The following is a 13,020-nucleotide window of genomic DNA, read 5'->3' as shown; positions in this document are numbered from 1 at the left end:
TCTGCAAGCTGACACTTCGCTATCGGGGGCAAGCCCCTCCCACAGTAGATGTGTGCGTATTTCAGATCAGGTGATATCGGCCGGTACCGGCGCATCCAGGCCCATGGCATGCAGGCGGGCGTAATAGCCGTTCTGCGCCAACAGTTCGCCGTGGGTGCCGCGCTCGACGATCCGACCGTCGTCCATCACCAGGATCAGGTCAGCCTTTTCGATGGTGGACAAGCGGTGTGCGATCACCAGCGTCGTGCGGCCCTGCATGACCTTGTCCAGCGCGGCCTGGATATGCCGCTCGGACTCGGTGTCGAGGGCCGAGGTGGCTTCGTCGAGAATCAACACAGGCGCATTCTTGAGCAGGGCACGGGCGATCGCCAGGCGCTGGCGTTGGCCGCCGGACAACAGCACGCCGTTCTCGCCGACCTGGGTATCGAAGCCCTTGGGCAACTGGTCGATGAAGTCCCTGGCGTTGGCATCTGCCGCCGCCGCCTCGACGTCTTCGCGGGGCGCGCCGGCCAGGTCACCGTAGGCGATATTGTTGGTCACGGTGTCGCTGAACAGGGTCACGTGCTGGGTCACCTGGGCAATGTGCTTGCGCAGGTTGAGCAGCTTGTAGTCTTCGATCTCGATGCCATCGAGCAGGATTTCACCGCTTTCATGGTGATAGAACCGCGGGATCAGGCTGGCCAGGGTCGACTTGCCACTGCCCGAGCGCCCCACCAGGGCGATCATCTGCCCAGGCTCGGCGGTAAAGCTGATGTCCTTGAGCACATGGCGCTCGGTGCCGGGGTAGGTGAAGTTCAGGTTGCGCACTTCCAGGCGACCGCTGACTTTTTCACGCTCGAGGGTGCCGTGGTCGACCTCCACCTCTTCGTCCAGCTGTTCGAAAATGCTTTCGGCACCGGCCACGCCTTTCTGGATAGTCGAGCTGACTTCCGACAGTTGGCGGATCGGTTTGGGCAACAAACCGGCCAAGGTGATGTAGGCCACCATGTCACCGGCCGACGCATCGCCTCGCAGGTACAGCACCAGGAACATCAGCACTGCCATCGCGGAGTAGATCACCAGTTGCAGCGCCGGCGTGTAGATTGCCCCGGTGCGGGTCATGCGCAATTGCTTGTTGGTGTTGCTCTGGCTGGCCTTGAAGAATCTTTTTTCTTCGTAGACCTCGCCGCCGAAGCTGCGTACCACGCGGTAGCCCTGGATGGTTTCCGAGGCGACGTGGGTGACGTCACCCATGGCCACCTGGATCTTCTTGCTCTGCTTGCGGAATTTCTTGCTGGCCGTGCTGACCATGACCGCAATCAACGGCAGGATGGCGATCATCACCAGCGTCAGGCGCCAGTTCATGAACAGCAGCGAGGCGAACAGGAATATCACTGTCATGCCTTCGCGGATCACCACCTTGATGGCATCGGTTGCCGCCCCCGTGACCATGGTCACGTTGAAGGTGATGCGGGAAATCAGGTGGCCGGAGTTATGGTTGTCGAAGTAACGGTTTGGCAGCGTCAGCAGGTTGTTGAACAACTGCACGCGCAAATCGTGGACCAGCCCCAGGGAGACCTTGGCCAACAGGTAGTTGCCCAGGAACGAACCCAGGCCTTGCCAGGCCGCGATCAGAATGATCAGCAGCGGCACCGCCTGCAGCAGCTGCAGGTCGCGCAGGAAAGGCACCGTCGGGAACAGCACGGCTTCGGGGTTGGACAGGCCGTCGACGAAGTATTTGAGGATGTAACCCAGCATCGGTTGGGTCGACGCGAAAATCAGAAATCCAAGGATACTCAACGCGAACAAGCCCATATAAGGCTTAACGTAACTGAGCAGGCGGAAGTATATTTTCAAGCTCGAAGGGCTTGCGCTCGGACTGGAGTCGGTCATATCACGCGGCGTTTTGAAAAAGGAGGCTGACTTTAGCACAGCTTCTCTGTTGTACTTGCACCCCGTGTAACCCGCGGCCCGGTTGGACTCGACCGGCGACACTACTTAGCCACTAGCTTAAGATAGTCGGCTTTCTCTATCTGGAATGGCTCTACTTTATGCACTCCAAGCGCCTTATCTATGGCTCAAATCGCGTTTTCGACTTCCTGGTTCTATGGATTTTGCCTGTTGGCTTGCTGCTGCTCTTGAGTGCACTGTTCTTCGTCGGCAACCGTAACGTACTGCACCGGGTTTTCTACATCCTGTTCAGCGTGCCCACCTTGTTCCTGTTGTGCATGCGTCCCAAGGAACTTAAGGATTTGTTGCGCGAGCCTATTGCCCTCGCGTTCCTGTTGTTTTCTGCCTGGGCCTTGACGAGCCTGCTCTGGAGCCCGGAGCCCAGTACCGACACCGACCTGTTCAAACGCCCGCTGAACACATTCATGCTGTTTGGTGGCTGCGGGCTGTTGCTGCATTATCGCAATGAACTGTTCAAACCGATCTTCTTTAGTGCCGCTGCCATTGCGCTAGTGGTAAGCCTGTGGAACCTGGTGGCGTTCGCCAAGGGATTCCAACCCGGCATGCGCATGATCGGCGGTCTTGGCGCCCTCGACAACCCGTTGCTCAGCTCGCACCTTTTTGGTTTTTTCACGGTTTATTGGCTATACACTTGCATGACCACCCAGCGACAGAAGGTATTATGGTTCAGCGTACCAGCCCTTGCGATCATGGCCACGGCCGTGCTGGCGACCGGTTCACGCACGCCGCTTGTAGCACTGACGCTTGCCATCCTGTGGATGAGCTTTCTCAGCCGTAACCGGCGCTCGGCACTGCTTCTCAGCGGCATGATCCTGGGTGCTGTCGCGCTCCTGGTGTTTTACCCTGAATCGATCACAGAACGAGGCAGCTCGTTCCGCCTTGAGCTGTGGCGCATGTCGTTGCACCTAATCGCAGAGCATCCGTGGATCGGTCATAGTTACGATTCCGAGCTGTATCTGACTCTGGCAGTTGGCGACCAACTTCGCGAGCCCCACAGCTTCTCCCTCGGCGTGCTCTATTACGTCGGTATCATTGGCTTCATCCCGTGGGCCTTCATGCTCGGGTGGGGCCTGTATAAAGGTCTGAAAGAGCGCGCACAGCCGCTGTTCATCCTTGCATCGTCCTTGCTGGCCTACGGCATCGGTGCCGGCCTGACTGAAGGCGGCGGCATCCTGTCGCGACCCAAGGAGCATTGGTTCCTGCTGTGGATCCCGCTGGCAATCATTGCCGGCCTGAGCGTCGCCCAGCGCCACCGCAGCCTGCTGCGCATGCCTGTGCAATCGATCAAGCCTCAGGCATTCGACCAGCTGTGCAGCAATGCCCATGTAATCGAAGCCGATGGCCTCGGGCCAAAAGTCCTGCGCCTGGAAGATGGCAGCTTCCTCAAGCTGTTCCGCCCACGCCGCTGGTACACCTCCGGTAGCTTCAACCCGTATTCAGAGCGCTTTGCCAGCAACAGCGAGCAATTGCGCACCCTGGGCATCCCCGCACCACACATCCTCGGGCTCTACTCCCTGCCCGATGCCAGCAGCGCCGTGGCCTACACGCCCCTGCCCGGCCTGACCCTGCGCCAGGCCCTGCAAAGCCTGGACAGCAGCCTGCGCGAATCGCTGGTCGAGCGTTTTGGTCGGTTCATGGCGCAATTGCATGAGCGCGGCGTGTACTTCCGTTCGCTGCACCTGGGCAACGTGTTGCTGATGGACGACGGTGAGTTCGGCCTGATTGACGTCGCCGACCTGCGCATCTTCCCGTCGCCCCTGCGCTACGCATTGCGCCAGCGTAATTTGCGCCACATGCAGCGCTATCCGCAGGACCGCAACTGGCTGTTCGAAACGCACTTCGAGCAGCTGGTGAAGGGCTACGCAACGGTTGCGAGCCCAACGGCCACTGCGAAAATTCGCGAGCAGGTACGCAGCCTGGCCCATTCAGGTGATAAGCACCTGTAGGCGCGAGCTTGCTCGCGAAGATCGTCAACGATAACGCGGGCATTCAGACTGCCCGCAGTGTCCTCGGGTTTTTCGCGAGCAAGCTTGCTCTACAGGGGGAGCGCCTCAGCTTTTGAGCGGTGCCAGGTAGAGCCGCACCAACCCGCGCAAGGTTTTGCGGCCCCAGAACTTCAGTGGAATCTGCTTGAGAATCTCGCGCGCCAACGGCCGGTCGCGCTGGGCGGTCTTTAAGAACATCGAGTTCAGGAAGTTGTAGCGCACTGCGTCATAGGCCGGGTGGTCGCTGAACTTGGCGTAGGTCTTGAGGATGTTCTGGATCATGTAGCGGTGGTTCTTGTAGGTGTTGCTGCCGTGCTGCCGATACTGCGCCATCACCACGTCAAGGGCGTCGATGGTGTAGCCAGCCGCCGTGATCTTCAATTGGATCAGCAGGTCCTCGAGGGGAATCTGCGGGTCGAAACCGCCGACCTCCTCCAGCACGTCCCGACGAATCAGCATGGTGGGCGCCGGTGGGAACGGCTTGCGGTCCATGAACATGTCGTCAAAATCGAGACTGCGAAACGGCACATCGCGACGTTGCTTCTTCTCCGGGTGCAGGTTGCCATCGCCATCGATCAGCTCGATGTTGCCGGCGCACATGCCCACCTTCGGCTTGCCCTCCATATACGCCACCTGAGTGGCGATACGGTCCGGCAGCATGATGTCATCCGAACCGAACGGTGCGATCAGGCTGCCCTTGGCGCGAGCGATCGCGCCGTTGAGGGTGGCGCTGAGGCCCTGATTCTGTTGCACCTGAAAATCAAAACCGTGTTCGGCCTGCAAGCGCCGGATGCGCTCGACGCTGTCATCCTTGGAACCATCGTCCACCACCAACAACTCGATATGGGGGTAGGTCTGCCCCAACACGCTGAGGATGCTCTGCTCGATGTACCGGGCATGGTTATAGGAAGCAATGATCACCGAGACCAGGGGTTGCTGCTGATTCATGCTCTACCTACTTCACGCAAACCGGTTTCAATCAGGGCCAGGTACTTGTGCTTGAACTCGTCGAGGGTGTGGTTGGCTTCCAGATAGCGGAACACCTCTTCACCCTTGGCGCGCAGCTGCTCATCGCTCAGCGCCAGATAGGTATCCAGGGCCTCGGCCAATTGCTCGACGTTGCCTGGGTCATGGGACAAGCCGCCCGCGCCCTGCACCAGGGGCAGCATCGCAGGGCCGTTGGACGCGATCACCGGCAAGTGGCCGCTCATGCCTTCCAGCAGCGCAAGGCCCAGGCCTTCGAACAGCGATGGCATGGTCCAGATGTCGAAACCGCGCACGTACTTCATGCCGTCCTCGCGAAAGCCCAGCAAATGCGCACGGCCCGTCAGGCCCAGGCGCTCGATGTCGGCGCGCAGATCGGCTTCGGCACGCCCGGAACCAATGATGCCCACCTGCGCCTCAGGGTATTTGTCCTTGAGGGTGGCAAAGGCTTGCAGCAAATGGGTGTGGCCCTTGATCGGCACCAGGCGGCCGAGGGCGCCGACCATGCGTGCGTCCATCGGCAGGCCCAGAGCTTGGCGGGCATCCTCGCGGGACAGCTGCAAAGCCTCTGCCTGGGGAATATCGATCGCGTTGGTCACATAGGTCGTGTTCTCACGGGTGAACCCGCAGTTGAGGTCCACCAGGTAATCCTTCACCGCCTCTGACACACCGACGAACCGCCAGGCGGGGCTGACCCAACGCCGGGTCTGGCGCCGGCGATAGCCACGGGCATACTCGCCGAAACCGTGGGAGATGCCGATGCACAACGGGATCTTCAGCCAACGGTTGAGCGACAGCATCATGTTCACCGATTTGAAGCGGTTACAGATGACCACGTCGAATTTCTGCTCGCGGCAATACTTGTAGATCTGCCACATGGCGCCAAAGCGGATGCCCTTGAGGGACTTCTCCGGCAACTCGAAATAGTGGGAGTGCTCGGCCACGCTCAAGGGCTGGCCTGGCTGCGGACGCCCACTGAGAAAACCGGAGGTCACCTCGAAACGCTCAACCGGCAGGGATTTGACGATCTGCTCACCCAGGTCGGCGAAATCATGGGTCTTGACGTTGTAGTCCGGCTGTAACTGCAAAACCTTGAAACGCGGCTTCATAACTCTCCATGCAGCGATCTGGCTACGGGCGCACGGCCCGGTAAAAAACAGCGACAGGCCCATGCCGGCCTGCCTTCGATAGGGTCTCAGTCCTGCTTAAGGACCCACAACAGCTCGTGACGACGCACGGCCTTGCGAAAGAATTCGTTCTCGCCATAAGGCGATGGACTACGGCCCGCCAGCACCTGCTGCAACCACTTGCGCACGCGACGCTTGAACGGCGCTCGCGGCTGCAGGTCATGCATCATGCCCAGCGCCATGGCCTTGTCCTGCTGCTGGCGCAAGGTCAGGGTAAAACTGCACGGGACCAGCGCTACGGCGGCATCGAAATGCGGCGGCAGCGCCACCCCGGCCCCGGAATCGCCCATCGGCCAGCGGTCATTATCATGCAGGTGATTGGCGTAGCCGAGCAATGTGTCGGGCTGCCACGCCAGGCCCTGCAACGCTTCAAGCACCGCCGCATGAGCGCAGATATGGTCGGCGTGCGGGTCGAGCAACGGCGTGGGCAACACGATCACCTGAGGCTGCGCCTTGAGCAGCAGTGCGCGCAGGTCGGCGATCAGGTTGTGCCAGGTCGGCGCGCCGTCTACATCCCCGGGCAAAGCAAAGCTATTGAATTGACGGAACAGTCGCGTATCGGCCAGGTCGGCTTCGCGCGAAGCCTGAGGCTGATCCGGCGCGGCCTGCATGGCCTGCAATTGCATGCAGAAATAACCCAGTTGCACGCACTGCGCCTCGGGTACACCGGCCCAACGCGGCACGGCAACGCTGTCCCAGGCGCGCAGGCGGCCTTTGAGCCGCGCCGCCTCAGCCTTGGGCAAACCCATGTGCTGGTAATGCTCGGCTTCGATTTCGCCGGCGGTCAGGGTCACGATCCAACTTTGTGTCGCCTGGCTGTAAAGGCTGAACGCGGCCAGCTCGGCATCGTCGGCGTGGGGGGCGATCACCATTACGCGTTGCTGGCGATAGTCGGGTTGGCGAAAACGCCATAGCGTCGGCTGGCCCTCGATCCGGCAAAAACGTCCGCGCAAGACGATATTGCCCGCCGCAAGTGCTTCAGTGGCGCCGGTCAGGTTGAGATAACGCCGCCCGGCGACACCCCGTTCGAAGACTTGCCGGTCCGGTGTTTCCAGGCCCAGCACGTCCAACGCCGGGTCGAGGAAGCGCCCTAGCCATGAGCTTTTCAACTCAACCCCGACGATCAGGGTTTCATCGGCCGCCAACGGCGCTTCCAGCAATAGCCGTCCTGCCTCCAGACGCAAACCGGGCTGTTCGCTGCCGGCCGGGAAGGCGTACTCATAAGGGTCTTTTGGCGAGTAGAACAGGTGGTCGGCAAACCAGGCTTCATGGGCTGCCCACAGCAGCACCGCGAGGATCGGCGGCAGCCACCAGGCCACCAGCACACCGGTCGCGATCAGTACCAGCAAGCCGATTAACAGCGCAATGCGTTTGTTGCGCCGATGGCGCTTGAGCAACTGCTGTTTGCGGCTCATACGCTGAACACCGGCACCGGGTTGCACCAGCGCTCCTTGTATTCGCGGTCGGCGCGCCCGAAGGAAAAGCGCAGCGACTTGTGGGCCGCCCGCGCCTGCTCCCAGGCACTTTGGGTATTAAGGAAACTCAACACGCTGCCGGGGCTGAACGCGCGAGTTTCAGGGTCGACACCGCCGTTGACGTATTCGGCGCTGAACCATTCGCGGGACTGCACCTGATACACCAACTGCACAGCGATTGCGGCGTCGTTGAGAAACAGCACCGAGCCGAACAGAAACTCCTTGAGCAGCTCCAGCACCTCGGCCAAGCGCGCCGCGCCGGCCGCCGGGAAACCCCAGCGGCGCTGGAACAGGTCGCAATAAATCGCCGCCAGTTCCACGCTGGAAAACTCGTTGACCGCCCGCACCACACCGCCCGCTTCTTCCAGCAAACGCAATTCACGCCGCTGGTTGTAGCGAAACTTTTTCGAGAGTTCTTCAGGGGTGCGCGCCATGGCCAATTGCTCGGCCTGGGGCTTGAGGGTACTGATGCGCCCTTCGTTCAGCGCTGACAGGTAACGCCCACGGTGGCGCAACGGTACCTGCGCATCGGCGGCAATCGGCAGGATGAGCTCGGCATTGCCCAGATCAAACAGGCCCTTCCTGCCGGTGCGCTTGAGTACGTCCTTGGACAGGGCCAGGTCGCGCCCCCAGGTGGCAATCGCCCCCTTGAGTTCGCCGTCCTGCTCCCAACCCAGGTAGCGCACCGGAAGCTGCGCCAGGCCGGCCAAGCGTTCGATGACCTGCGGATGGGTCGCCACACTGCCGCCGTAACGCTGCCAGGCCTGGGCGTAAACCTCGGCCTCGACAGGCGTCCAGCCACGTTCACGCCAGCCCCGCAAGCGGTTCAGCATTTAAACCACGGCGTCATAGGGGTCCACGCCATCCTTGACCACCAGGATGTCTTCCATGATCAGGTACTGCAGGTCGGAGCCGAAGAACATGTTCAGTGCGTCGGTTGGCGAGCAGATCATCGCTTCGCCACGACGGTTGAGCGAAGTGTTCAGGGACACGCCATTGCCGGTCAGGACTTCCAGCTCTTTCATCATGTCGTAGTAGCGCGGGTTGTATTCGCGCTTGAGCACCTGGGCACGGGAGGTGCCGTCTTCATGCACCACCTCCGGCACGCGGGTTTTCCATTCTTCCGAGACTTCAAAGGTGAAGGTCATGAACGGCGCCGGATGATCGACCTTGATCATCTGCGGGGCCACGGTGTCGAGCATCGACGGGCAGAAAGGCCTCCAGCGCTCGCGGAACTTGATCTGGTGGTTGATACGGTCGGCCACGCCGGTGGCGCTGGGGCAACCGATGATCGAGCGACCGCCCAGGGCACGCGGGCCGAACTCCATGCGGCCTTGGAACCAGGCCACCGGGTTGCCATCGACCATGATTTTGGCGATACGCTTGGGCATGTTTTCGATCTTGCGCCAGTTCGGCTTGCTCGCGTGCTTGGCGCACGCCGCGATGACGTCTTCGTTGCTATAGGACGGGCCGAGATAGACGTGCTCCATCTTCTCCACCGGCACACCACGGGCGTGGGAGACATAGGCGGCCGCACCCACGGCAGTGCCGGCATCGCCGGACGCCGGCTGCACGAACAGCTCTTTGACGTCATCGCGGGCAATGATTTTCTGGTTCAGCTTTACGTTCAGCGCACAGCCGCCGGCAAAGGCCAGCTTGCCGGTGTCCTTGAGGATGTCGCCCAGGTAATGGTCGATCATCTGCAATGCCAGTTTCTCGAACAGTGCCTGCATGCTGGCCGCGTAGTGGATGTACGGCTCGTCGGCAATATCGCCTTCGCGCTTGGGGCCCAGCCACTCGATCAGTTTTGGCGAGAAGTAGAACCCCTTGCCCTTCTCTTTATAGCGACGCAAGCCGATGACGTTGGCGTAATCGGTGTTGATCACCAACTCGCCATTTTCAAAGGAGGCCAGGCGCGAGAAATCGTATTTGCTGGCATCGCCATAAGGCGCCATGCCCATGACCTTGAACTCACCGTCGAGCATCTCGAAACCGAGGAACTCGGTGATCGCGCCGTAGAGGCCGCCCAGGGAGTCCGGATCGTAGAATTCCTTGATCTTGTGGATCTTGCCGTTTTCGCCGTAACCAAAGAACGTGGTGGCGTATTCACCTTTGCCGTCGATGCCCAGGATCGCGGTTTTTTCCTGGAAGCCGGAGCAGTGGTAGGCACTGGAGGCGTGGGCCAGGTGGTGTTCAACCGGTTCGATCTTGATTTTCTTCGGATCAAAGCCCAGTTGCTCCAGGCACCAGACGATCTTGTTGCGATAGCGCTTGTAGCGGCGGTTGCCCATCAGGATCGCGTCGAGCGCGCGGTCCGGGGCGTACCAGTAACGCTTGGCATAGTGCCAGCGCGCTTCGCCGAACAAGCTGATCGGAGCGAACGGAATAGCCACCACGTCAACGTCGGAAGGCTTGATGCCCGCTTGCTCCAGGCAGAACTTCGCCGACTCGTAGGGCATGCGGTTCTTTGCATGTTTGTCGCGTACGAAGCGCTCTTCTTCGGCGGCCGCGATCAGCTTGCCATCGATATACAGGGCTGCGGAAGGATCATGGCTAAGGGCGCCGGACAGGCCAAGAATCGTCAATGCCACTGGGGTCTAGCCTCTTTTAGTCTGCATGCAGGCGGGTCGCGCCTGAAAAAAGTGTGCCTCCCGCACGGGCGGGAAACAGCTAAAGGGCGGGATTATAGCTTAAAAGCACTAGGAAGCTGTTAGCGCCAAGGGCTAGCGAAGCTCAAGGTTACCGTCGGCGTTTTGCCGGTAGAGGGTATAGGGCAGGACGAACGTATCCAGCACTCCGGAGAGGGGCACATCGAGAATGGCCCACGGAATACCGTTCAGCGAGAGTCCGCCTGCGGAACTGGGCGGCCCGTGCAGGACACACAGGTCATACGCCACGCCGCTGTAGATGCGTGAAACAGACTGGCAATAGGTTTTCTTGCCCCTGAGCTCCCGAACAGTGACGTCATCACCTCGCAGCACAGTGGTCGCGGTACCGCAGCCGCCCAGCAGCAAAGATATTCCCAGCAGCACCGATAACCGCACGATAAGCGTCCACATATTTGCTTCTTCTTTCTTATTGAGAGGACCGAAAATCTAGCACCCTAGAGCCGCCGACTCAGGTTTCCATAGCCGCTGCCTAGCGTAGGAAACCTCTCATTCGGCCCAACGGCAAGGAACTCGGCAATTCCCAGGCTGAATCGTTAAACTCGCGATATTTGCACCCGCGCACTGTGTCGGGTGGCGCCACGGACCTGACCTGTTCATGAACTCATCTACCCCCGCTTGCCTGGCCCTGCTCCTGGGCCTGGTCAATACCGCCCAGGCTGACGATGCGCCGCTGATCCTCGACCCCAGCGTGGTCACCGGTGCGCGCAGCGCCAGCCCCACCTTTGACCTGCCCTACTCGGTCGACGGCATCAGCCGCGAACAGATCAGCGACGGCCAACTCGGCATCAACGCCTCCGAAGCCTTGTCCCGTGTGCCCGGCCTGGTGGTGCAGAACCGCCAGAACTACGCGCAGGACCTGCAAATCTCCTCCCGTGGCTTTGGCGCCCGTTCAGCCTTCGGCGTGCGCGGCATCAAGCTGCTGGCCGACGGGATTCCCGCCAGCACCCCGGACGGCCAGGGCCAGGCGGCAACCTTCAACCTCGACACCGCCGAACGCGTTGAAGTACTGCGCGGCCCCGCCGCGACGCTGTATGGCAGCAACGCCGGCGGGGTGATCCAGATGTTCTCCCGCGACGGCGAGGGCCCACCGCGCATCGGTGCCGAAACCCTGGTCGGCAGCGACGGGCTGAACAAAAACCATCTCACCGCCGAAGGTGCGGCCAACGGCGCCGGCTTCGTGCTCGACGCCTCGCGCATGGACACCGACGGCTATCGCGACCACAGCAGTGCGCGCCGCGACCAGACGTTCGCCAAGCTCAATTTCCAACCGGATGACGACAGCAAGCTGGCGTTGATCTACAGCAGCCTGGAACAGAATGGCACCCAAGATCCGCTGGGGCAGACCTTGGCGGCATACAAGGCTGATCCACGTTCGGTGAGTGCCAATGCGCTGACCTACAACACACGTAAAAGTATCGATCATCAGCAATTGGGCATGAATTACGAACGGTACTTTGGCGAGGCGACCTTGCAGGTCAACGCCTACACCGGGCGGCGCAGCGTGATTCAATACCTGTCGATCCCCAAGGGCACGCCCGCGAACGAGCGTGGCGGTGGCGTCGTGCAATTCGACCGCAAGTTCTACGGTGGCAGCGTGCGCTGGATGCAGCCCATCGAACGCGCGCCGGGCGAGTTGATGATCATCACCGGCCTGGACTTCGACCAGAGCGAAGACAGCCGCCACGGCTATCAGAACTACAGCGGCAACACCCTGGGCGTGAAAGGCGAGTTACGCCGCGACGAAATCGACACCGCTCGCAGCCTCGATCCCTATATCCAGGCCAACTGGGCCCTCGACCGCTGGACCCTGCAAGCCGGCATCCGCCATAGCACCATGCAGATGGACGTCGACGATCAGTTCCTGAGCAATGGCGACGCCAGCGGCAACAAGACCTACCAGAAGAACACCCCGTCGATGAGCGTGATGTACGCGTTCACGCCCGACCTGCACGGTTACATCAGCGCAGGCAAAGGCTTCGAAACCCCCACCCAGGCCGAGCTGGCCTATGCACCAGGCAATGTCGAAGGCTTCAACTTTGGCTTGAAGCCGTCTGAAAGCACGCAATACGAAATAGGCCTGAAGGCTCAACTGGCCAACACCCGCGTCAACGCCGCCGTGTTCCAGATCACCACTGAAGACGAACTGGTCGTGCAGCAATCCATCGGTGGCCGCACCAGCTACCAGAACGCTGGCCGAACCTTGCGTCGCGGCTTCGAACTGGGCGTGGAAAGCCAACTCAGCGAGCACTGGAGCACCAGCCTCGCCTATACACGCCTGCAAGCGACCTACGACAGCGCCTTTGCCAGCGGCGCGAATACCATCGACAAAGGCAACTACCTACCCGGCGTGCCGCAAACCACGCTGTTCACCGAACTGAACTGGAAACCGCGCGACTGGGTCAGTACCGCCCTCGAAGGCATGTACCGCAGCAAAGTCTACGTCGAAGACACCAACCGCCAACACGCCGCACCGGGCTACAGCGTATTCAACTGGCGCGCGCGGTTCGAGCAAAAGGCAGAGCACTGGACCTTTCACCAGACCTTGCGCCTGGATAACTTGCTGGATCGTCAGTACGTGGGATCGGTGATCGTGGGGGACGGCAATGGTCGCTACTACGAAGCGGCGCCGGGGCGGTCATGGTATGCGGGGGCGGGGGCGGAGTATCAGTTCTGAACGCAGCGCCTGGGCGGGCCTATCGGGGGCAAGCCCCCTCCCACACTGACTGTGCTCACCTTTTCAAATGTGTAAATACAGTCAAATGTGGGAGGG

At 60.9% G+C, this 13,020-nt stretch carries 9 protein-coding genes; 2 read left to right on the top strand and 7 right to left on the bottom strand.

The window, feature by feature from the left end; all coding sequences use genetic code 11:
• Positions 1-66: 66 nt before the first annotated feature.
• Positions 67-1,872: a lipid A export permease/ATP-binding protein MsbA gene (gene msbA, locus C4J93_RS02445; protein ID WP_124365595.1), complete on the bottom strand. Its 1,806-nt coding sequence runs from the start codon at positions 1,870-1,872 to the stop codon at positions 67-69.
• Positions 1,873-2,030: 158 nt separating this feature from the next.
• Here msbA and C4J93_RS02440 point away from each other — a divergent pair, with 158 nt between their 5' ends.
• On the top strand, positions 2,031-3,896 hold the full coding sequence (locus C4J93_RS02440; protein ID WP_124428502.1) for a bifunctional O-antigen ligase/aminoglycoside phosphotransferase family protein: 1,866 nt from the start codon (positions 2,031-2,033) through the stop codon (positions 3,894-3,896).
• Between the two features lie 105 nt (positions 3,897-4,001).
• Here C4J93_RS02440 and C4J93_RS02435 read toward each other — a convergent pair whose 3' ends face one another.
• The 6 genes from C4J93_RS02435 to C4J93_RS02410 all read right to left on the bottom strand — a co-directional run bounded on the left by C4J93_RS02435 (position 4,002) and on the right by C4J93_RS02410 (position 10,640).
• Positions 4,002-4,883, bottom strand: a complete 882-nt coding sequence (locus tag C4J93_RS02435; RefSeq protein WP_124365593.1) for a glycosyltransferase — start codon at positions 4,881-4,883, stop codon at positions 4,002-4,004.
• Positions 4,880-6,028 (bottom strand): glycosyltransferase family 4 protein, encoded by a 1,149-nt coding sequence (locus C4J93_RS02430; RefSeq protein WP_124428501.1) that lies wholly within the window; start codon positions 6,026-6,028, stop codon positions 4,880-4,882. Before C4J93_RS02430 ends, C4J93_RS02435 begins: the two co-directional genes overlap by 4 nt.
• An 86-nt stretch (positions 6,029-6,114) precedes the next feature.
• Positions 6,115-7,521, bottom strand: coding sequence for a PIG-L deacetylase family protein (locus C4J93_RS02425; RefSeq protein ID WP_124428500.1), 1,407 nt, complete (start codon positions 7,519-7,521; stop codon positions 6,115-6,117).
• Entirely contained in the window at positions 7,518-8,414 is an 897-nt protein-coding gene (locus C4J93_RS02420) for a GNAT family N-acetyltransferase (RefSeq protein ID WP_124428499.1), read from the bottom strand. Before C4J93_RS02420 ends, C4J93_RS02425 begins: the two co-directional genes overlap by 4 nt.
• Positions 8,415-10,172 carry a carbamoyltransferase gene (locus C4J93_RS02415; protein ID WP_124365589.1) on the bottom strand — a complete coding sequence of 586 codons (1,758 nt, stop codon included), beginning with the start codon at positions 10,170-10,172 and terminating at the stop codon, positions 8,415-8,417. It abuts the gene before it with no gap.
• Between the two features lie 132 nt (positions 10,173-10,304).
• Positions 10,305-10,640, bottom strand: a complete 336-nt coding sequence (locus C4J93_RS02410; RefSeq protein ID WP_124428498.1) for a YceK/YidQ family lipoprotein — start codon at positions 10,638-10,640, stop codon at positions 10,305-10,307.
• A 205-nt stretch (positions 10,641-10,845) separates the two neighbouring features.
• Here C4J93_RS02410 and C4J93_RS02405 point away from each other — a divergent pair, with 205 nt between their 5' ends.
• The gene (locus C4J93_RS02405; protein WP_124428497.1) at positions 10,846-12,924 is read left to right on the top strand and encodes a TonB-dependent receptor; all 2,079 of its coding nucleotides are present in this window, start codon (positions 10,846-10,848) and stop codon (positions 12,922-12,924) included.
• Positions 12,925-13,020: the final 96 nt, after the last annotated feature.

The sequence above is a fragment of the Pseudomonas sp. R2-37-08W genome, from assembly GCF_003851705.1.
Classification (GTDB): Bacteria; Pseudomonadota; Gammaproteobacteria; order Pseudomonadales; family Pseudomonadaceae; genus Aquipseudomonas.
This window is presented reverse-complemented; position numbering and strand designations above follow the sequence as displayed.